Source organism: Klebsiella sp. HMSC16A12, from assembly GCF_001808265.1.
Classification (GTDB): Bacteria; Pseudomonadota; Gammaproteobacteria; order Enterobacterales; family Enterobacteriaceae; genus Klebsiella; species Klebsiella pneumoniae.
This window is the reverse complement of the sequence record NZ_KV792647.1, coordinates 41,614-62,610: the sequence shown is the minus strand read 5'-3', so window position 1 is coordinate 62,610 and position 20,997 is coordinate 41,614. Positions and strand designations below refer to the sequence as shown.

Sequence of the window (20,997 nt, the reverse complement as noted above, 5' to 3'; positions counted from 1 at the left end):
GGCAGCGATGCCGGTATTTTTTTATCTGAAATACGAGGATGTGGATGCGAATACTACCGATCATTGCCATGGCGCTGCTGCTCAGCGGCTGCGGCAGCATTATCAGCCGTACGGTGCCCGGGCAGGGGCATGGCAATCAATATTACCCGGGCGTACAGTGGGATGTTCGCGATTCGGCATGGCGCTATCTCACCATTCTCGACCTGCCGTTCTCGCTGGTATTTGATACGCTTCTGCTGCCTCTGGACGCCAGCCACGGACCCTATAACTGATTAACGCTCGTCCCACTCGTCGGCTGCCGTCTGCCCCTCTTCGGTGTCCAGCGAGGGCTCGAGCTGAAATTCGCCTTCATCCCATTCGTGGAGCGTATTTTCCTCCAGCCACTCCTGACGCAGCTCTATCTCATCATAATCCCCGTCGAAGACGCTCTGCGCGGCTTCGCCGCTGAGCATCGGGAGGCATTCGCCTTGTTCCTCTTCGTCAGCAAAAAATTCGGCCTGCCAGGCGATATCGCCATCCTGCAGCACATACTTTTGAATGTTGAGCTGCTCAACGTTGGCGCTCTCTTCATCGCTGTCAGGGTTGTTGGCGAGAAATTCTTCACGTGCTGCATCAATAGCTTCTTCAAGCGTGGCGTAGAACATCGAATCCTTTGGCATAGCGAATCTCCTGAGAAGAATATGAATTGAACACGATTCAATCTATAGAAGGCGGTACGCACGGCGTCAAGGGACAGAGCCACTCTCGACGTTAATTTACTGAATGCGAAGTATCCGCGGCTGGCCGACGCAGGCTGAGGGTGGAGTAGATCGCATTAAACAATACCACCCCTGCGGTGACCAGAAATACAGCGCGGAAGCCATAGTTAGCGGAAACCGACGCGCCAATCAGGGGGCCGGTAACGTTGCCAATATCGCGGAACGACTGGTTATAGCTGAAGATTCGCCCGGAGATCTGGCTGGTGGAGTTGTACACCAGCAGGGTTTGCACCGCCGGCAGCAGCGCGCCGTCCGCGGCGCCGAGCAGGAATCGCAGGATACCTAACTGCAGCGGGGTCTGAACGAACGACATCGGGATCAGGAGTAGCACCGAGATAATCAGCGCGACGATGAGGATTTTTTCCGGCCCGATGCGATCCCCCAGTTTGCCCAGCCGCGGGGCGCTCATCAGCGCGGCAATACCCGGCACCGAGGCGATCATTCCGCTGATAAAGGCGATGTTACTGACGTTGCCCGCGAGATCGCGTACATAAAGCGTCAGGATCGGCGCAATGGAACCGGTGGCCACCTGGATTATCAGCGAGGTCACAAACAGGCTGAGCACCAGTTTGGGATTCTGCAGCGAGGAGAACACCTCTCTGGCACTGAGCATCTCTTTCCTGGCGATCGGCACAAAATTTTCGCGGATTAAAAACAGGGTAAACAAGAAACAGATAAATAGTACCGCCGCGGTCATAAAGAAGACGGTGCGCAATCCCCAGTGGTCGGCCAGGAAGCCACCTGCCAGCGGGCCGAGCAGGGCGCCGCTTACCGCGCCGGTAGACAGTGTCCCCAGCGCCCAGCCGCTTTTATGGCGCGGGATCTGGGTGGCGATCAGGGCGTTGGCGTTAGGAATAAAACCGCCCAGCAGGCCGAGCAATGCGCGCAGCAGCAGAAACTGCCAGATATTCTGCGCCATTCCCATCAGCATCATCACGATGGCCATCCCGAGGGCGGAACGCAGCAGCATGATTTTTCTCCCCTTGCGATCAGCAAGCCCCCCCCAGAACGGCGAGGCGATGGCGGAGAAAAGAAAGGTAATACTAAAGACCAGCCCGGACCACATGTTCAGGGCGCTATGCCCGGTGACGCCGAGCTGTTCGACGTAGAGTGGCAGAAAGGGCATGACCAGGCTGAAGGCGGCGCCGGTTAAAAAGCAGCCAAGCCAGGTCACGGTCAGGTTTCGTTTCCAGTTAATGGGGGTTTCAGCAGACGACATAGGGTTCCACTGGCCTGCGCGGCAGGTCAAATTAAGAGAAAATATGAGCCTGCTAATTATGCGCCTGAGAAATAGATGCCGCAATGGAGGAGAGCTTTTAAAGCTAAAGGAGAGCCTAAAGCCTGAGCGGCGAAGCTTCCCGGCCGGGATGAGCGCGGCCGGGAAAAGGGATCAGTAGCGGGAGGGCATGCCTTCGGGGCGGGTTTTGAAGCGACGATGGAGCCACATATACTGTTCCGGGGCCATCATGATGCACTGCTCAACGATCTTGTTCATCCACGCGGCGGTGGTTTCCGCGTCGTCCAGCGGCGGGGAACACTCTGGCGGCAGGATAATCAGTTCATAACCTTTACCGTCCGGTTTGCGACGCGGGACGAAGGGCACGATGCAGGCTTTGGACATTTTCGCCAGCATCCAGGTGCCGGAGGTGGTCGCCGCCTGGTCGACCGCAAACAGTGGGGCGAAGACGCTGGCGGTCGGGCCGTAATCGTGATCCGGCGCATACCAGACCACTTCGCCTTTTTTCAGTGCCCGGATCATGCCTTTCAGATCCTTACGGTCAATCATATCCTTGTTGGAGCGCAAGCGACCCCAGGTCTGCAGCCAGTCGATCACCGGGTTGTCGTTGGGGCGATAGACGCCAATCCCCGGCTCGTTCATACCGAACATCCGCGCTCCCATCTCGAGAGTGAGGAAATGAATACCGATCAGCAGAATGCCGCGCTGCTGCGCCTGCACATCGCGAATATGCTCAAAGCCGATGGTGTCGGTCCAGCGGGCGATACGGCGAACCGGCCAGAACCAGGCCATACCGGTCTCCATCAGCCCCATGCCCACCGATTCAAAGTTCATCACCACCATCCGGTGGCGTTCCTGCTCGCTTTTCTCGGGGAAGCAGAGCTCAAGGTTGCGATAGGCGATTTTCGCCCGACGCTTCATAAAGCGCATGGCCAGACGGCCGATGGCGTTCCCGAGGCGGTAGATCAGCGGGTAGGGCAGTTGGACAACCAGCCACAGCAGGCCGATACCCAGCCACAGCAGCCAATAGCGCGGATGCAACAGCGCCGGAGAAAATTTAGGCAAATGAGTCATTTCATACCCGTATCAGTGAGCAACGTCTTATATTATCGCATTTTTTTACCGGCCAGCCAAAGGCGGCGGCAGTCAGATCGTTTTGTTAAGCGGGGCGTGACCGGGTGAGAGAAATGTAGCGTAAAATGTAGGGATGTAAATTAATTAGCTTTGCTATATCATGCCCGCCGTTTATTTCCTCATTTCTATGTCGAGCAGGTACACCATGCCAGTGTTACACAACCGCATTTCAAATGAGACGTTAAAGGCGCAAATGCTGGCTGAAACCGAGCCGCGCACGACGATCTCATTCTATAAATATTTCACCATTGTCGACCCGCAGGCGACCCGTGATGCGCTGTGGGTTGCCTTAACCCAGCTGAAGGTCTTTGGCCGCATCTATCTGGCCCGGGAAGGGATCAACGCGCAAATCAGCGTGCCGCAAAGCAACGTTGAGGCTCTGCGTGAGTTTCTCTATGGCTTCGATCCGGCGCTGGCGGGGCTGCGTTTCAATATCGCCGTGGAGGACGATGGTAAGTCTTTCTGGGTGCTGCGCCTGAAAGTTCGCGATCGTATCGTCGCCGACGGCATCGACGATCCCTCGTTTGACGCCTCCAACGTGGGGGAGTATCTCAAGGCGGCGGAAGTCAACGCGATGCTTGACGATCCGGATGCCGTGTTTATCGATATGCGCAACCACTATGAATATGAGGTGGGCCATTTCGAAAACGCGCTGGAGATCCCGGCGGATACCTTCCGCGACCAGCTGCCGAAAGCCGTGGAAATGATGCAGGACCATAAAGACAAGAAAATTGTCATGTATTGCACCGGCGGCATTCGCTGTGAAAAAGCCAGCGCCTGGATGAAGCATAACGGCTTCAATAAGGTCTGGCACATCGAGGGTGGCATCATCGAGTACGCCCGTCGCGCCCGCGAGCAGGGGCTGCCGGTGCGTTTCATTGGTAAAAACTTTGTCTTTGATGAGCGGATGGGCGAGCGGATCTCCAATGACGTTATCGCGCACTGTCATCAGTGCGGCGCGCCGTGCGACACCCATACTAACTGCCTGAACGATGGCTGCCATCTGCTGTTTATCCAGTGCCCGAGCTGCGCCGAGAAGTTTGCCGGCTGCTGTAGCGAAGCCTGCATGGAAGAGCATAAGCTACCGGAAGAGGAGCAGCGTAAGCTGCGCGCCGGGCGTGAAAACGGCAACAAAATCTTTAATAAATCCCGTGGCCGGCTGAATACCAAACTCGGGATCCTCGACCCGGAGCCGTCAGAAAAACCATAACCAGACGAGATCGATGATCGCCAGCAGCAGCCAGAGCGCCAGGTAGATCATAAAATGCTCGCGCACGTTGTTGACCAGCATATTAAACAGGCGACGCATAACCGCTCTCAATCACTAACGGCCTCAGCAGAGGCCGTTTCTTTACCCAACGGCAAAAGTGCCGCATTCCATTACGCGTTAAAGCGCGCCAGAGAAAAGGGGGCCAGATTGAAGCTCGATGCTTCGCCCTGAGCAAACTGACTGGCAATTTCGCCCAGCACCGGCGCAAACTTAAAGCCGTGGCCGCTCAGCCCGGTGATCAGCAGCGTGTCTGGCCTGCCTGGCAACGTATCGATAATAAAGTCCTCATCGACGGTATTGTCGTAGGTACAGGAGGCGCCGTGCAGGCAGCCACCGATGCCAGGCAGGACGTTACGCAAAAACGGGAAGGATTCGGAACCATCGCTGGCGACAGCGCCAAACGCTACCCGTTCCTGCGGGGTGGAGATCGGCTGGCCGCCGTTATGCTTGCCAATTTTCAGTTCATTATCTTCCGCCGGGAAACCGTAATATTGATCGCCATTGGGCAACTCGCCGGTGAAGGCCGGGAAGTGATTCTTGCTGCTGTAACGGCCATCGGCCTGGTACCAGGCGAACACCTTGCGTACCGGCTGGATAGGGAGGTCCGGAAGCAGGCGGGTGACCCAGGTGCCGGCGCTGACCAGCAGCTTTTTACCATGATATTCACCGTCGAGGGTATCGATGGTGATCCCGTCAGCATGGTGATGAATAGCCGAGACCGGACAGTTGAATAGCTGCGCGCAGCCTGCTTCCCGCGCCAGACGGATCCAGGTTTCGACGGCCAGTTCGCTGCGCAGTACGCCGGAAGCGGGTTCGAAAATCGCCCGATAGTCATCGGGGAGGCGTATCTCCGGCCAGCGCTGCATCACGGCCTGGGCATCCAGCTCTTCCACCTCAAGCTGGAACGCACGGGCGCTGGCGGCGACGTTGGCGAGAAAAGCGGAGCTGGCGGGGCCGAGGTTAATGACGCCGGTGCGTTCAAACACGGCTTCGCCACTGATCTCTGCCAGTTCATCCCATAGCTGCTGGGCACGCAGCACCAGCGGAACATATTTCTCACCTTCGCCATAGGCGTGACGGATAAGACGGCTGCTGCCGTGATGGCTGCCTTCCTGGTGGGGAGGTTGATGGGCATCGGTCATCAGAACATTGAGTCCGGCACGGCGCGCATAATAGCCAGCGGCGGCGCCGACGGAGCCGCTGCCAATAATGATAAGATCGTATTGCATGGTGAGTTCCGGGTAATTGCCTTGTTAGCAGGGTAATTAACTCCCTGTGCTTATACAAGCCCGAAAATAATTCAGGCACCCGCAGGTGCCTGTTAAGTTTAATGTTAAGTCATTCGCAAGCCGCGTTAATGTCGGCGATACTCGTTTTCCTGGTATTCGCCAGATTCAATCTTCGCAATGCCTGCTTCCAGGATTGAAATAAACTGACGTGCGACGTCCGTCGTTAGCCATAGCGTCTGGCCGATCTCAGCATCATTACTGTTTTCTTGAGTGGGGTTCTGGTAGTGCAGGCGCAACATCAGCGCATCGTAGCTATCAACGGTGCTGATGTCCCATCCAACGAGGGGATGGGTCTGAATGACTTCATTATTTTTTTCCATCATAACCCCTTATTCATATGTTAAAAGACAACAATTCTCGAGGTTTAATGCATATTTTTTGAAGCAAGTTAATTATATCAGGGATCAAGAATAAACTCGAGAAATTAAATGAAAGGCAGCATGATTTTCTTCTTTTGCCGCTTTTTTACTCAAGATAAGCGCGTAAAATGGCCACTTTAGTCGATATTGAGCAGAATAATCAGGACTATTCTGAACAGAAGAGGGGATAAAAAAAGCCGGGGCGACCCGGCAAAAAAAGCACAATGAGGGAGCAAACCAGAGTAACTGGATCCCGCCATGCTTCAGGAGAGATCGTGGACAAACCAGTCGTCCGCGCTTTCCCATGTTTCCTGCAGGATTTCGCTTATCCGGTCTTTGTCTTCTTTCAGGGCGCCAAACACCGAGAGCTGATTACCGGTGGCGTAGCGGACGCTCACCTGGCTATCGATGGCCGGGAATTGCTCGGCGATACGGCGAGAGAGTTCGTTATTCAGCGCTTCCAGCGCGCCGTTAGGTAAGGCGGTCGTTTTGGCGATAGACACTTCAATGCGCATAATTGCCCCCTGCGTTCGATACTGGTTATTTATACAGTATCCGGCTAGCGTTGACAACAGGGGGCTGCGTTTTTATTTCTTCACGGTCCAGTGAACGGTTTCACCCGCCAGGAAGGGCACCAGGGTGTCATTAGGCAGGGAAATGCTGTCCACAACGGTCGTCTCTTCACGCACCAGTTCAACGTAGCTCTCATTGACCGGCAGACCGTAGAAGCGCGGGCCGTTCAGCGAGCAGAAAGCCTCAAAGTGCTGCAGAGCGTTCATTTCTTCAAACACCGTGGCGTAGCTGCCGAGGGCGGTCGGGGCGTTAAAGCAGCCGGCGCAGCCACAGCTGGCTTCCTTACGGTGGCGCGCGTGCGGTGCGGAGTCGGTGCCGAGGAAGGCGCGGCTGAAGCCGCTGGCGACCAGCTCCCGCAGAGCCTGCTGATGAATATTGCGTTTAAGTACCGGCAGACAGTACAGGTGAGGGCGAATGCCGCCCACCAGCATATGGTTGCGGTTGAACATCAGATGCTGCGGGGTGATGGTAGCAGCCAGCAATTCATTACCGTCACGCACGTACTCGGCGGCGTCTTTGGTGGTGATATGTTCAAAAACCACTTTCAGGCCGGGCAGGCGCTGGCGCAGGGGCTCCATCACCGTCTCAATAAAGCGCGCTTCACGATCGAAAATATCAATCTCGGCGTGAGTGACTTCGCCGTGAACGAGCAACGGCATCCCCAGTTTTTCCATCCGCTCCAGCACTGGCATAATGGCGTCGGTGCTGGTGACGCCGTGGCTGGAGTTAGTAGTGGCATTGGCCGGGTAGAGCTTGGCGGCGGTGAACACCCCTTCGTTAAAGCCGCGTTCCAGCTCCGCTGGGTCGAGAGAGTCTGTCAGATAGCAGGTCATCAGCGGGGTAAAATCATGCCCGGCCGGCACGGCGTCCATAATGCGCTGGCGGTAAGCGATAGCCGCCGCGACGGTGGTGACAGGCGGCACCAGATTCGGCATCACGATCGCCCGGCCATAAAACTCACTGGTATAAGGCACGACGGTTTTCAGCATATCGTCATCGCGCAGATGGATATGCCAGTCGTCTGGGCGGCGGATTTTCAATACCTGGGATTGTGCTGTCATGGAAGGCTCCGGCTAATAGGTTCAGTCATCAGGGCTGTTTTTTGCCGGGCACTAAGGATAAGCGTAAACGTTTTCCTTTGCACTCATTTCCGTAAAAAATTCAGGGCGCCGTAGCGCCCTGGAGATTAATTGGTAAAGGGGATGACAATCTCGCCTGGCTTCACCTCTATACCTTTGGCGTATTTCTTCGCCAGCGCTTCGCCGGTGCTGGCGTCCTCACGCAGGACATAAGCCGGCTGCTGGCTGAAGTAGCTGCGCAGAGACTGATTCAGGTAGGGGAGCAGGGCCTGAATAACCGACTGCAGCTTCTCCGGCGCCACTTTGGCATCGACCACTTCCATTTCCTGCAGGAAGATGGCGCCTTTCTCTCGGTCAAAGGTTGGCAGCGCTTTGAGCTTCAGATCGATCGTCGCTTTCTGCGTGCCGAACAGGGAGTTAAGATCGACGTTGGCGATCCCACTCAGGGTGACTTTGCCCGGCTCCTCGCGCCCGATAGCGCTGGTCAGGTTCTGCAGTTCGATATGGGCGTCGGCAACGCCTTTCAGACCAATATCTTTGGCGAAATGGTTTCGCTTCTGCAGGGCCTGGTTAATCTCCTGCTCGCTTACCGTGTATTGGGTCAGCTGATTACAGCCACTCAGCAGGCCGCTGACAATTAGCGCGGCGGCGATCAATATCTTTTTCATGGGGTTCCTCAAGCTCATACCTTCCTTCATCCTGACACAAAGCATCATGACCTGTCAGCACCCATCGCGCCAGCAGAATAGGCTGAAAGCAGGAGAAACCGCCGCCGCGCGCATCAGGTGCGCGGCTCCAGCATACCGGAGGCAGAGCGTTTCGGACTGAATTGCCACCATAGCGCCAGGAAGGTGATAACCCCGATGGCGCCGAGCATCAGCCACGGCAGTTCGGGCTGGCCGACGGCTTTCCCGGCATCAAACAGCCAGCCGCCGCCCGCGTAACCCAGCGCGCCGCCGAAGGCGAGCCCCAGACGGCTGAAACCCATATAGCTGCCACGCGCCCGGGCGTCCGCCAGCGAAGCGCCCAGCGTCTCGCGGGCGGGTTCGGCAATGATAGAGCCGATGTAAAACAGGCAAATCAGGGTAAACAGCTGCTGTAAACTGCTGGTCATCCCGATGGGGAGCATGGCCAGGGTCATCACCAGCAGACCGGCCATCAGCCGGTGCTCAAGGCGGAAGCGTTTTTCGCTCCAACGGGCAATAGGATAGAGCAGGGTGAGCGAAATGGTGGCTTCGATGGCGTACATCCATTTCACGGCGGCCGGCGAGCCGGCGATGTCATTCACCATGATCGGCAGCATCAGCATCACCTGCACCGCCAGCATATAATAGCCGGTCAGCGTCAGGACATAGGTGACGAAGCGTTTGTCCCGCAGCACCCGGCCCAGACCCTCGCGAATCGGCGTTTTCACCGTCGAGAGCTTCCATGCCGGCAGATACCAGGCGTTAAACGCGGCGCAGGCGATAAATAGCGCGGCGCCGGCGCTGCACACCAGGCGAAAATTATACTGCAGCAGCCAGCTGCCCAGCAGCGCGCCAATCACCGCGCCGGCGCTATCCTGCATCATCAGGATGGAGAAAAAGCGGCCGCGCTGATGCGGACGCACCAGCTTAACCACCAGCGCCGCCCGCGGCGGATCGAACAGTGTACCGCCGAGTCCGGAGAGTATGCACGAGAACCACAGCACCCACGGCTCATGGGCGACGGCCATCGCCGCGAAACCGCCGGCACGCATCAGCATACCGGTGACGATCATCGGTTTCGCGCCGAAGCGGTCGGCGATGGCGCCGCCAAAGATGCCTAATCCCTGCTGTACCAGCTGGCGCAGGCCGAGCGCAATGCCGACCATCAGCGCTGCCCAGCCCATCTGATCGACAAAGCGGATGGAAATCAGCGGAAAAACGACAAAAAAGCCCAGCACGACCAGCATGTTATCGACTAACAGGAAATATTTACCCAGGCTCCTTGCCTGCGAGACGCGGGACATTTCCCCTCCAGGGAAAAATAGAGATAAGCGAGGATATTCTGCGGGCAATCTGCTGCTTTTCCCAGCACCCTTGCGACAATATTTTTTTATCAAAAAGCAAGATCGATTGAGCCTATTCATCGAAAAGAGGAGATGGCGCAGAAAATGGTATGTTGCTGTTTTCACACTATCGTGCAGGAAAGGTATAGTGATGAAAGCAAGAGTGAAGTCAGGGGGACTGAAAAAGGAAATGTTTGGCTATCGCAGTAACGTGCCGAAGGTGCGTTTGACGACGGACCGGCTGGTGGTGCGCCTGGTTCACGATCGTGACGCCTGGCGTCTGGCCGATTATTACGCCGAAAATAAAGCGTTCTTAAAACCCTGGGAGCCGGTTCGTGACGACAGCCACTGCTATCCCTCCGGATGGCAGGCGCGTCTGTCGATGATCGCTGAGTTTCATAAGCAGGGGTCAGCTTTTTATTTCGCGCTGCTCGACCCTGAGGAAAAAGAGATCATCGGTGTGGCGAATTTCTCCAACGTGGTGCGCGGATCTTTCCATGCCTGTTATCTTGGCTATTCCATTGGCGAGAAGTGGCAGGGGCAGGGGCTGATGTTTGAAGCGCTGACGTCGGCGATTCGCTATATGCAGCGCACGCAGCATATTCATCGCATTATGGCCAACTACATGCCGCATAATCAGCGCAGCGGCGCGCTGCTGGCGCGGTTGGGGTTTGAAAAAGAGGGTTACGCCAAAGATTATCTGCTGATTGACGGGCAGTGGCGTGACCATGTACTGACGGCGCTAACGACGCCGGACTGGTCTGCGGGACGTTAAGGAGAGAGGATGAAATATCAGTTAACTGCGCATGAAGCGCGCGTCATTGGCTGCCTGCTGGAAAAGCAGGTCACCACCCCCGAGCAGTATCCGCTGTCGGTAAATGCTGTGGTGACCGCCTGCAATCAGAAAACCAACCGCGAGCCAGTGATGTCGCTGAGCGAAAGCGAGGTCCAGGCCCTGCTGGATACGCTGGTGAAACGGCACTATCTGCGCACGGTCAGCGGATTCGGTAATCGCGTCACCAAGTATGAACAGCGCTTTTGCAACTCTGAATTTGGCGATCTGAAGCTTAGCGCCGGCGAGGTTGCGGTGGTCACGACGCTGCTGCTGCGCGGTGCTCAGACGCCGGGCGAACTACGCAGCCGGGCGCAGCGGATGTATGAGTTCAGCGATATGGCGGAAGTGGAAAGCGTGCTGGAAGGGCTGGCGACGCGCGAAGATGGCCCCTTCGTCGCCCGGCTGCCCCGGGAGCCGGGAAAACGGGAAAGCCGCTATATGCATCTGTTTTGCGACGATATGGACACGCTGATCACCACAGTGGAAGCTCTCGCGCCGCTGGACGATGACGGCGATCTGCGCGCCAGGGTTGAAGCGCTGGAGGGCGAGGTGGCGGAGCTGAAAGCGCGCCTCGATTCGCTGTTACACCATCTGGGAGACTAAAACGTGGGGACAAGATTGCGCATTGGGGTGGTCGGCTTAGGCAGCATTGCGCAGAAAGCGTGGCTGCCGGTGCTGGGGGCGGCGGAAAGCTGGACGCTGCAGGCGGCCTGGTCGCCGGGTAAAGAGAAGGCGCTGCGGATCTGCGAAACCTGGCGGATGCCATACGCTGATTCCCTCGATGCCCTGGCGGCACAGTGCGATGCGGTCTTTGTCCATACCTCGACGGCTTCACATTATGAAGTAGTGAATCACTTACTGAATGCCGGGGTTCATGTTTGTGTGGATAAACCATTGGCGGACAAGCTGAGTGAGGCGGAGACGCTGGTCGAGCTGGCGGCGCGACGTCGACTGACGTTGATGGTCGGTTTTAATCGCCGCTTCGCGCCGCTCTATCGGGAGCTGAAGGGGCGGCTGGGCGAGGCGGCCTCGCTGCGGATGGATAAGCATCGTAGCGATAGCGTCGGCAACGATCTGCGCTTTACGCTGCTTGATGACTATCTGCATGTGGTGGATACCGCGCTATGGCTGGCCGACGGTCAGGCACGTCTGCGCGGCGGCGCGCTGAAGATCACCCCGCAGGGCGAAATGCTCTATGCCGAACATCAGTTCAGTTCGCCCCGGCTGCAGGTCACCACCAGCATGCATCGTCGCGCAGGCAGCCAGCGCGAGTGGGTGCAGGCGGTCACGGATGGCGGGCTATATGCCGTCAGCGAGATGCGCGAATGGCAGGAGGAGTGCGGTCATGGCGTGGTCCAGCGCCCGGTTGCCGGCTGGCAAACCACCCTTGAGCAGCGCGGCTTTGTCGGCTGCGCGCGCCATTTTATCGAATGCGTGCAAAATCAGACAGTTCCTGAAACTGCAGGCGAACAGGCGCTGCTGGCTCAGCGGATCGTTGAGAAACTGTGGCGCGACGCCATTAGCGAATAATCCATTGTAACAACTGACAGTAGTAATTCATGTTGAACCCGGTAGACTATCGCCACTTTCCAGCGCCCGCATTTGCGGGCGTTTTACTCCAGGGTTTGGAATAACAGCGTAATGAACCTTTTAAAATCACTGGCGGCAGTCAGTTCGATGACCATGTTTTCGCGCGTGCTGGGCTTTGCCCGCGATGCGATTGTGGCGCGTATTTTTGGCGCCGGGATGGCGACCGATGCCTTTTTTGTCGCCTTCAAACTGCCTAACCTGCTGCGGCGTATTTTTGCCGAAGGCGCCTTCTCACAGGCGTTTGTGCCGATCCTTGCCGAATATAAAAGCAAGCAGGGCGAAGATGCCACCCGCGTGTTTGTCTCATACGTCTCCGGGCTGCTGACCCTGGCCCTGGCTATCGTTACCGTTATCGGGATGCTGGCGGCGCCGTGGGTAATCACCATTACTGCGCCCGGCTTTGCCGATACCGCCGATAAGTTTGCGCTAACCACCCAGCTGCTGCGTATTACCTTTCCCTATATTTTGCTGATCTCCCTGGCTTCGCTGGTGGGGGCGATCCTCAATACCTGGAACCGCTTTTCGGTGCCGGCCTTTGCGCCGACGTTCCTCAACGTCAGTATGATTGGCTTTGCGCTGTTTGCCGCGCCGTATTTCCATCCGCCGGTGCTGGCGCTGGCCTGGGCGGTGACGGTCGGCGGCGTGCTGCAGCTGGCTTACCAGCTGCCGCATCTGAAGAAGATTGGCATGCTGGTCCTGCCGCGAATTAATCTGAAAGATGCCGGCGCGATGCGAGTGGTGAAGCAGATGGGGCCGGCGATCCTTGGCGTGTCGGTAAGCCAGATCTCCCTTATCATCAATACCATTTTCGCCTCATTCCTCGTGTCGGGCTCGGTGTCGTGGATGTATTATGCCGACCGCCTGATGGAGTTTCCCTCCGGCGTGCTGGGCGTGGCGCTCGGCACTATCCTGCTGCCATCGCTGTCAAAAAGCTTCGCCAGCGGTAACCATGACGAGTATTGCCGGCTGATGGACTGGGGACTGCGTCTCTGTTTTCTGCTGGCGCTGCCGAGCGCGGTGGCGCTGGGGATCCTCGCCAAACCGCTGACCGTGGCTCTGTTCCAGTACGGCAAATTCAGCGCCTTTGACGCGGCGATGACCCAGCGCGCGCTGGTGGCCTATTCCGTGGGGCTGATGGGCCTTATCGTGGTGAAAGTGCTGGCGCCGGGCTTCTATTCCCGTCAGGACATCAAGACCCCGGTCAAGATTGCTATTATCACCCTGATTATGACTCAGGTAATGAACCTGGCGTTTATCGGCCCGCTGAAGCATGCGGGTCTGTCGCTGTCCATCGGCCTGGCGGCCTGCCTGAACGCCGCGCTGCTCTACTGGCAGCTGCGTAAACAGAAAATTTTCACCCCGCAGCCGGGCTGGTTGGCCTTCCTGCTGCGTCTGATTATTGCAGTGCTGGTTATGGCCGCGGCGCTGCTGGGCGTCATGCATCTCATGCCTGAGTGGTCGCTGGGGACGATGCCGTTCCGTCTGATGCGTTTGCTGGCGGTGGTTATCGCCGGGGTGGTAGCCTATTTCGCCACGCTGCTGGTGCTGGGCTTCCGCGTGAAAGAGTTTGTCCGTCGCACGGCGTAAGCGGTTGTGTGGGTAGAAAAACCCCGCTTCGCCGCAGGCGAAGCGGGGTTTTTTTATGATGCGCTGCGTTCGGCAGCGAGGATGCGGGCATTCTCCAGCAGGCGGATCGCCAGGGCTAGCGCGCCAGTGATCACTGCCAGCGTGACCACTCCGTTCCAGCCGGCCAGCACGTACAGCTTACTGCCCAGCACCGACCCCAGCGACATCCCGATAAACACCACGGTGAACAGCAGGGCGTTGAGGCGGCCGCGGGCCTGTGGCTCAAGGCCATATACCAGGTTCTGATGCGCCACCAGGCTTGACTGCAGGCCAAGGTCAAAGCCAATCGCCGACAGGGCAATCAGCGCCAACTGAGCGTGCACTGGCAGCAGCGGCAGCATAAACATCAGGGCAAAGGAGAGGGTGACCAGCGCCGCACCCATCTGTGTCACCTTACCGGCGCCAAATTTATCGGCCAGACCGCCGGCAAGCGGCGCGGCCAGCGCCCCGGCGGCCCCGGCGATACCGAAACCGCCCGCTACTGCGCTGCCCATGTGATAGTGTTCGGAGAGCATCACCGCCAGCGTCGACCAGAAGGCGCTAAAGGCGATGGAGAGCGCGCCCTGAGCTAGCGCGGCGCGGCGTAATGCCGGGTAACGCTGCCACAGATGCGCCATCGAGGCCATCAGCTGCGGATAGCTCAGCGTCGAGTGCACAGCGAAGCGCGGCAGGACGCGCCACATTACCAGGCCAATCAGCGCGACGCTGACCGCCGCCGCCTGATACATCACCCGCCAGCCGAATACGGCGCCCACCACGCCGCTGACCGTCCGGGAGAGCAGGATCCCCAGCAGCAGCCCGGTCATCACCGTGCCCACCATTTTTCCCTGCTTGCCCGCCGGGGCGAGGATCGCCGCCGCCGGGACGATATCCTGCGCCATGGTCGCCGCCATACCGATCAGCAGACTGACCACCAGCAGTGAGCTGAGCTGGCCGGTGAGGCTGCACAGGAGCAGCAGGAGCGCCAGCAGCGCGCTTTTCACCAGGATCAGCCGGCGGCGATCGTGGCGGTCGCCGAGCGGGAGCAGGAACAGAATGCCGAGCGCATAACCCGCCTGCGTCAGGGTAGGGACCAGACCCATACCTTCTACAGTCAGGTGGAGATTGGCGCCCATCAACGGCAGCAGCGGCTGCGCGTAGTAAATAGAGGCGACGCTAAAGCCGGCGCCGAGTGCGAGAATGAAGATAATCCAGCCTGCGTCGCGGGTGGAAAGGGAAGTCGGTGTCATGTTCAATGCCTCATAGATGCGATGGGGCTATTTTTCCCTGAACGCGGCTGGCGCGGTAGCTGGGCTGGTGGTAAAACGGTTATACGTAGCACGTATAGGCAAAAGGAAAATGAAAAGACAAGAGCGTATAGACCGCATTGAGCTGATGCGCACCTATATCCGCATCGTAGAGGCCGGATCGCTCTCCGCCGCCGCAGGGCAGATGGACACTACCCAGGCGACCGTCAGCCGCCGCCTGCAGTCCCTTGAAGGGCTGCTGGGGGTTAAGCTGATCCTGCGCACCACCCATGCGATGAAGCTCACTGACGATGGCGAACGCTGTTATCGTCACGCCCGTCAGGTGGTGGACGCCTGGCTGGCGCTGGAGGATGACCTGCGTATTGCCGACGATCGGCCGGTGGGCGTTCTGCGAGTGCGGGCGCCCCACGCGTTTGGCCAGCAGCAGCTGCTGGCGCCGCTGGTGGCATTTCTACAGCGCCATCCGCAGCTGTCGGTGGAGTGGATGCTAAACGATAATACCGTCGACTTCCTCAGCGATAATATCGACTGCGCTATTCGCGTGGGGGCGGAGGTGGATCCAGCAACGGTATCCGTACTGCTGGCGGAAGTGCCGCGCTGCGTAGTGGCTTCTCCTGAGCTGCTGGCGAAGTATCCGCCGTTAACCTCGCTGGAGGCGTTATCGGGCCTGCCATGGATCGCCATTAATACCTTTTATCAGCATGAGGTACGGCTCAGGCATCAGGCAAGCGGGCAGATTGTCTCTACAGCGATTACTCCCTGTCTGAGCACTGACAGTCTTTACGTCGCGCGCAACACCGCGCTGGCGGGGCTGGGGGTGGCGATGGTGTCCAGCTGGACGGTCGTGGAGGATATTGCCGCCGGACGGCTGATTGAGCTGTTCCCGCAGTGGCGACCCGCCTCGCTGCCGGTTCATCTGGTTTATCCCTGGGCGCGCTATTACCCGACACGCCTGCGTAAGTTCCTCGACCTGATGCGGGAGATCATGCCGGATCTCGCCGGGATGCAGCGTCCGCAAAGCGCATAAAAAAACCGGCCAAAGGCCGGTTTTTTTATTAAGCACGCTTACTCGACGGGCTGTGGGCGAGTCGGTTCAGCGGTGGCTTTATGGGTCGCGCTATGACCACCGGCGGCGCCTTTACCTTCAAAGGCGAACGGCGGGCGCACCCAGGTGCTGTGACGCGGTGCTTCCGGGACATAGTCCGGAGCTGGCGCACGGGTCATTGGCGCGGTGGCATGGCGATGACCCGCCACTACGACCGGCTTGCTCACCGGGGGCTCGGCTTTGACCGGTTCGTCAGGGGCCGCTTCGATCACTGGCGCTTGCTCCACGGTTTCTGCGGCCGGGGCGATGGTTTCCACTGGCGCTGCAACGACAGGCGTCGTTTCCACCGCTTCAGGTTCTACCACCACCGGCTCGGCGTCGAGCGTCACTGGCGCGATAGCCTGAGGCGCTTCGACAGCCGGTGCTTCGGTGACCGGCTCCTGAGGCGCTGGCTCGACGGCTGCTGGCGCGGCAACTTCCGCAGCATCAACGACCAGCGGCTCGGCGGCCGCTACCGGCTCGACGACTACCGGCTCAGCGGTTACTGGTTCCATGGTAGCCGGCTCGACGGTGACCGGCGCAGCGGTAACGGTTTCAACGACGGCAACCGGGGCCGCTACGGCCTCGACAGTTTTCGCGACGCTGGCGTCCTGAACCTGAACCTCTTCCGGCTGCTGATCCTGCGGACGAACCACCGGGTAGCGGATCCAGACTTTACCGGAAGCCATTTCCGGCGATGCGCAGGCTACGGTCAGCGGCATAGGCGACTGGGTCGGATAGCGTTCGTCACGATAGCGACGACGACGCTGACCGCTGACGCGCAGGTGACGCGGGGAGCGACGTGAGCGACGCGGCATACCGTTCGCTTCACGGGATTCGCCATTTTCGTCCTGGTCCGCCACGCTCTCCACCCCTGCCGGCAGCTCGGCTTTCACCGGCTCGCTTTGCGGAGCGATAACTTCAGCCACTACGGCTTCTGGCACGATCTCGGCAACTGGCTCGACGACAGCGGACTCAACGCGCACTTTCTGTGCCAGCTGGCGCGGTTTACGACGCGGCAGAGTTTGTACACGCTCTTCCTGCTCCGTCTCCTGCACAACCGGCTCTTCGCGAGTCTGCGCTTTGGCTTCCTGCTGCGCCTGACGTTTGTCGTCATTGCGGCGGCGGGTGCGTTCGCGGCGCGGCTGCTGCTCGTCACGGGATTTCGCTTTCTCCGCGTCGTCGCCTGAGGTTTGGCGAACATCACGGGCTTCCACGTTCTGCGACGGCTTCTCGCGACGGTTGCGACGGTTCTCTTCACGCGATTCGCGCGGTTCACGGCCCTCGGCATTGTCCGCACGGGTGTCGCGATTGTCACGGTTATCGCGGTTGTCACGATTGTCGCGGTTATCACGGCGGTCGTTGCGGTCGCGGCGGTTGTTGGCCCGCGGTTTACGACGCTCCTGCTGACGCTCCGGTTTTTCTTCCGCTTTCTTCTCGATCTGAACTTCAGCCGGTTTGGCCTCTTCGGCGCCAGAGAAGATATTCTTCAGCGCGCTGAAGAAGCGTGAGAGCAGGCCAGGCTGCGCCGGTGCGGCGGCCGCGACCGGTGCCGCTGCGGCGACAGGCGCGGCGGCAGGCTCTTCGAGCATCGGGGCTGGCGGCGCATCTGGCATGACAAAAGCGGCCAGGGCCGGCTGTTCCGGACGTTTCCGCTCCGCCGGCTCATCGTCGCCTGGCAGCGCCATCTCTTCTTCATGCAGCTTCGGCAGCAGATAGCTCAGCGTTGAGGTTTCTTCACCTTTGCGCACGCGCAGGACGGAGTAGTGCGGCGTTTGCATTTCGTCGTTTGGCACGATAATAACGCGCACATCGCCCTGACGGGATTCGATAGCGCTCACTGCGGCACGTTTTTCGTTCAGCAGATAGGAGGCGATCGGTACCGGAACAATGGCGTGGACTTCTTTGGTATTCTCTTTCAGCGCTTCTTCTTCGATCAGACGCAGAATAGAGAGCGACAGCGATTCGTTATCACGCACGGTGCCGGTGCCGGAGCAGCGCGGGCAGACGTGGTGGCTGGACTCGCCCAGCGACGGGCTCAGGCGCTGACGGGACATCTCCAGCAGGCCGAAGCGCGAAATATGGCTGATCTGAATGCGCGCCCGGTCCTGACGGACGGCTTCGCGCAGACGATTCTCCACGGCGCGCTGGTGGCGAACCGGGGTCATATCGATGAAGTCGATAACGATCAGGCCGCCGAGGTCGCGCAGACGCAGCTGGCGGGCAATTTCGTCAGCCGCTTCGAGGTTGGTATTGAAGGCTGTCTCTTCGATATCGCCGCCGCGGGTGGCGCGGGCGGAGTTGATATCGATCGCGGTCAGCGCTTCGGTGCTATCGATAACGATAGACCCGCCGGAAGGCAGGCGCACTTCGCGCTGGAAGGCGGACTCAATTTGCGATTCGATCTGATAATGGCTGAACAGCGGGATTTCACCGGTGTACAGTTTTATTTTGCTGCTGAAATCCGGACGACCCAGCGCGGCGATATGCTGGCGCGCCAGCTCAAGCACTTTCGGGTTATCGATCAGGATTTCGCCGATGTCCTGGCGCAGGTAGTCACGGAAGGCGCGGACAATGACGTTGCTTTCCTGGTGGATCAGGAACGGCGCCGGACGGCTTTCCGCGGCTTTCTGAATCGCTTCCCAGTGCTTCAGGCGGAAGCTCAGGTCCCACTGCAGGGCTTCGGCGGATTTGCCGACGCCAGCGGTGCGAACGATCAGGCCCATGCCGTCCGGAAGCTCCAGGCTCGCCAGCGCTTCTTTCAGTTCGGTACGGTCGTCGCCCTCGATACGGCGGGAAATTCCCCCGGCGCGCGGGTTGTTCGGCATCAGTACCAGATAGCTGCCCGCCAGGCTGATAAAGGTGGTGAGCGCAGCGCCTTTGTTGCCGCGTTCTTCTTTATCAATCTGCACGATAACTTCCTGACCTTCCCGCAGTACGTCTTTGATATTAGGACGACCATGCGCATTGTAGTTGGCGGGGAAGTATTCGCGGGCGATTTCTTTGAGGGGGAGGAAACCATGACGCTCGGCGCCGTAATCAACAAACGCGGCTTCAAGGCTGGGTTCAATGCGGGTGATTTTGCCTTTGTAGATGTTCGCTTTTTTCTGTTCGTGCCCGGGGCTTTCGATATCCAGGTCGTACAGGCGCTGCCCATCAACAAGGGCGACGCGCAACTCTTCCTGCTGAGTTGCGTTGATTAACATTCTTTTCATCGTAACTTACTCATTATTCTTACATTGACGACTAAGCTGCGGGCAGAGTAATGCCTTTCCGGGGGAAAACCGATGGCCTCGTGTCTGGTTCACGTCGCCAACCTCACGGTTGTCGCGCGCTTAAGAGGCGCAGAGTGTCGGTCGCCTGTGTTTCAAACGGAAACACAGCACAATTATTCAGGGGAACAGCCTGGGATGTATCACCAGAGAATATTCCATTTATACTCGTCGTCTTTCGCGTTGCAGGCATGGTGGCTTAACCTGCTCACCTCGATCTGGCGATCCAGATGAGCTCCCGGGAGTCCCGGAGTTGACGCCTTCCTGCGACTTGAAATCCATAGAGCCTGTACCGGTAAGGACTGCAACCCGCAGCCCGCTAACTGTCTGAAAGATCACAACGTCTTACGCCATTGCTGCGTGGGCGATCGGTCAGACAAAATTGGTCATTCCGCTAATGTCTTGTTCTAACAAGATGCAATACGGAAAACGGTCTCATTATTCCATTGCTAACCTTGTTATAGCAAGTTGACTTTCACCTTTTATCACCCGGTTACTCACAGTTTTATCACCTGCCCATACAGATTGTTCTAATAACAAACAAAATGGCGGTCAGGTAAACCGTGAAAACAGGATAATGATAAATATAAGCATATAAAAATGAGTGGCGCTAATGCGTCCGGCTATTTAGAATCGCGCACCATGAAAACTGAGACCCCAACCGTAAAAATGGTTGCCATTGCTGCTGATGAAGCGGGGCAACGTATCGACAACTTTTTGCGTACGCAATTGAAAGGCGTACCGAAGAGCATGATTTATCGCATCCTGCGTAAAGGCGAGGTGCGGGTAAACAAAAAGCGCGTGAAGCCGGAGTATAAGCTGGAAGCGGGCGATGAAGTCCGTATCCCGCCGGTACGCGTGGCGGAGCGTGAAGAAGAGGCGGTATCGCCGCACCTGCAGAAAGTGGCCGCGCTCTCTGAGGTGATCCTCTATGAAGACGATCATATTCTGGTGCTCAATAAGCCTTCTGGTACCGCGGTACACGGCGGCAGCGGCCTGAGCTTCGGCGTGATTGAAGGGCTGCGCGCCCTGCGCCCGGAGGCGCGCTTCCTTGAGCTGGTGCATCGTCTCGACCGGGATACCTCCGGCGTGCTGCTGGTGGCGAAAAAGCGCTCAGCGCTGCGTTCGCTGCACGAGCAACTGCGCGATAAAGGCATGCAGAAAGATTATCTGGCGCTGGTGCGCGGCCAGTGGCAGTCGCATACCAAAGTGGTCCAGGCCCCGCTGTTGAAGAATATTCTGCAGAGCGGGGAGCGCATCGTTCGCGTGAGTCAGGAAGGCAAGCCGTCGGAGACGCGCTTTAAAGTGGAAGAGCGTTACGAATTCGCCACGCTGGTGCGCTGCAGCCCGGTCACCGGCCGCACGCATCAGATCCGCGTTCATACCCAGTATGCCGGCCATCCTATCGCTTTTGACGACCGCTATGGCGACCGCGAGTTCGACAAGCAGCTGTCCGCTACCGGCTTAAACCGCCTGTTCCTGCACGCGGCGGCGCTAAAGTTTACCCACCCGGGGAGCGGGGAGGTGATGCGCGTTGAGGCGCCGCTGGACAACCAGCTGAAGCACTGTTTACAGGTGCTACGGAAGAGCAAATAAGCGCAACGGCGGAATCAGT

The 20,997-nt window shown here is 58.4% G+C and carries 20 protein-coding genes; 8 read left to right on the top strand and 12 right to left on the bottom strand.

Translation table 11 applies throughout. The features are described from left to right. Positions 1 to 44: 44 nt before the first annotated feature. A complete protein-coding gene (locus tag HMPREF3140_RS24020; RefSeq protein WP_002898978.1) occupies positions 45 to 272 on the top strand; it encodes a YceK/YidQ family lipoprotein in 228 nt (75 codons plus the stop codon). Here HMPREF3140_RS24020 and HMPREF3140_RS24015 read toward each other — a convergent pair whose 3' ends face one another. From HMPREF3140_RS24015 to HMPREF3140_RS24005, 3 genes are all read right to left on the bottom strand, one after another. Beyond that, positions 273 to 659, bottom strand: a complete 387-nt coding sequence (locus HMPREF3140_RS24015) for a MysB family protein (protein WP_002898981.1) — start codon at positions 657 to 659, stop codon at positions 273 to 275. It lies immediately after the preceding gene. 91 nt (positions 660 to 750) lie between these two features. After that, a complete protein-coding gene (mdtG, locus tag HMPREF3140_RS24010; protein WP_002898984.1) occupies positions 751 to 1,977 on the bottom strand; it encodes a multidrug efflux MFS transporter MdtG in 1,227 nt (408 codons plus the stop codon). Between the two features lie 171 nt (positions 1,978 to 2,148). After that, positions 2,149 to 3,069, bottom strand: a complete 921-nt coding sequence (locus HMPREF3140_RS24005) for a Kdo(2)-lipid IV(A) acyltransferase (RefSeq protein ID WP_004140735.1) — start codon at positions 3,067 to 3,069, stop codon at positions 2,149 to 2,151. A gap of 205 nt (positions 3,070 to 3,274) precedes the next feature. Here HMPREF3140_RS24005 and HMPREF3140_RS23995 point away from each other — a divergent pair, with 205 nt between their 5' ends. Next, positions 3,275 to 4,339: an oxygen-dependent tRNA uridine(34) hydroxylase TrhO gene (locus HMPREF3140_RS23995; protein WP_002898987.1), complete on the top strand. Its 1,065-nt coding sequence runs from the start codon at positions 3,275 to 3,277 to the stop codon at positions 4,337 to 4,339. On the opposite strand, the gene HMPREF3140_RS23990 is transcribed toward HMPREF3140_RS23995, so the two are convergent. The 7 genes from HMPREF3140_RS23990 to mdtH all read right to left on the bottom strand — a co-directional run bounded on the left by HMPREF3140_RS23990 (position 4,325) and on the right by mdtH (position 9,689). After that, positions 4,325 to 4,438, bottom strand: a complete 114-nt coding sequence (locus HMPREF3140_RS23990) for a DUF2770 family protein (RefSeq protein WP_002898988.1) — start codon at positions 4,436 to 4,438, stop codon at positions 4,325 to 4,327. The two genes, HMPREF3140_RS23995 and HMPREF3140_RS23990, sit on opposite strands and share 15 nt — an antisense overlap. Before the next feature lie 71 nt (positions 4,439 to 4,509). Further along, positions 4,510 to 5,628 (bottom strand): N-methyl-L-tryptophan oxidase, encoded by a 1,119-nt coding sequence (solA, locus tag HMPREF3140_RS23985; protein ID WP_002898990.1) that lies wholly within the window; start codon positions 5,626 to 5,628, stop codon positions 4,510 to 4,512. A gap of 125 nt (positions 5,629 to 5,753) precedes the next feature. Then, complete coding sequence (gene bssS, locus HMPREF3140_RS23980) at positions 5,754 to 6,008, bottom strand: biofilm formation regulator BssS (protein WP_002898992.1); 255 nt, start codon at positions 6,006 to 6,008, stop codon at positions 5,754 to 5,756. 302 nt (positions 6,009 to 6,310) lie between these two features. After that, positions 6,311 to 6,562 (bottom strand): DNA damage-inducible protein I, encoded by a 252-nt coding sequence (gene dinI / locus HMPREF3140_RS23975; RefSeq protein WP_002898994.1) that lies wholly within the window; start codon positions 6,560 to 6,562, stop codon positions 6,311 to 6,313. 72 nt (positions 6,563 to 6,634) lie between these two features. Beyond that, complete coding sequence (pyrC, locus tag HMPREF3140_RS23970) at positions 6,635 to 7,681, bottom strand: dihydroorotase (protein ID WP_004140728.1); 1,047 nt, start codon at positions 7,679 to 7,681, stop codon at positions 6,635 to 6,637. A gap of 125 nt (positions 7,682 to 7,806) precedes the next feature. Next, positions 7,807 to 8,367, bottom strand: a complete 561-nt coding sequence (locus HMPREF3140_RS23965; protein ID WP_004150824.1) for a lipoprotein — start codon at positions 8,365 to 8,367, stop codon at positions 7,807 to 7,809. Between the two features lie 113 nt (positions 8,368 to 8,480). Further along, a complete protein-coding gene (gene mdtH / locus HMPREF3140_RS23960) occupies positions 8,481 to 9,689 on the bottom strand; it encodes a multidrug efflux MFS transporter MdtH (protein ID WP_070553139.1) in 1,209 nt (402 codons plus the stop codon). 229 nt (positions 9,690 to 9,918) lie between these two features. Between mdtH and rimJ the strand changes: the two genes are divergently transcribed. From rimJ to murJ, 4 genes are all read left to right on the top strand, one after another. After that, positions 9,919 to 10,503, top strand: coding sequence for a ribosomal protein S5-alanine N-acetyltransferase (gene rimJ, locus HMPREF3140_RS23955; protein WP_002899099.1), 585 nt, complete (start codon positions 9,919 to 9,921; stop codon positions 10,501 to 10,503). A 9-nt stretch (positions 10,504 to 10,512) separates the two neighbouring features. Further along, positions 10,513 to 11,166 carry a YceH family protein gene (locus tag HMPREF3140_RS23950; RefSeq protein WP_004176583.1) on the top strand — a complete coding sequence of 218 codons (654 nt, stop codon included), beginning with the start codon at positions 10,513 to 10,515 and terminating at the stop codon, positions 11,164 to 11,166. 15 nt (positions 11,167 to 11,181) lie between these two features. After that, complete coding sequence (locus HMPREF3140_RS23945) at positions 11,182 to 12,093, top strand: Gfo/Idh/MocA family protein (protein ID WP_004140718.1); 912 nt, start codon at positions 11,182 to 11,184, stop codon at positions 12,091 to 12,093. A gap of 111 nt (positions 12,094 to 12,204) precedes the next feature. After that, positions 12,205 to 13,740 (top strand): murein biosynthesis integral membrane protein MurJ, encoded by a 1,536-nt coding sequence (gene murJ / locus HMPREF3140_RS23940; RefSeq protein WP_002899104.1) that lies wholly within the window; start codon positions 12,205 to 12,207, stop codon positions 13,738 to 13,740. A 53-nt stretch (positions 13,741 to 13,793) separates the two neighbouring features. Here murJ and HMPREF3140_RS23935 read toward each other — a convergent pair whose 3' ends face one another. Continuing rightward, positions 13,794 to 15,008 carry an MFS transporter gene (locus HMPREF3140_RS23935; RefSeq protein ID WP_004176581.1) on the bottom strand — a complete coding sequence of 405 codons (1,215 nt, stop codon included), beginning with the start codon at positions 15,006 to 15,008 and terminating at the stop codon, positions 13,794 to 13,796. Between the two features lie 16 nt (positions 15,009 to 15,024). Here HMPREF3140_RS23935 and HMPREF3140_RS23930 point away from each other — a divergent pair, with 16 nt between their 5' ends. Next, a complete protein-coding gene (locus tag HMPREF3140_RS23930) occupies positions 15,025 to 16,053 on the top strand; it encodes a LysR family transcriptional regulator (protein WP_014907853.1) in 1,029 nt (342 codons plus the stop codon). 38 nt (positions 16,054 to 16,091) lie between these two features. On the opposite strand, the gene rne is transcribed toward HMPREF3140_RS23930, so the two are convergent. Continuing rightward, positions 16,092 to 19,325, bottom strand: coding sequence for a ribonuclease E (gene rne / locus HMPREF3140_RS23925; RefSeq protein WP_032411242.1), 3,234 nt, complete (start codon positions 19,323 to 19,325; stop codon positions 16,092 to 16,094). A 699-nt stretch (positions 19,326 to 20,024) separates the two neighbouring features. On the opposite strand from rne, the gene rluC reads away from it, so the two are divergent. Then, the gene (gene rluC / locus HMPREF3140_RS23920; protein ID WP_002899271.1) at positions 20,025 to 20,978 is read left to right on the top strand and encodes a 23S rRNA pseudouridine(955/2504/2580) synthase RluC; all 954 of its coding nucleotides are present in this window, start codon (positions 20,025 to 20,027) and stop codon (positions 20,976 to 20,978) included. Positions 20,979 to 20,997: the final 19 nt, after the last annotated feature.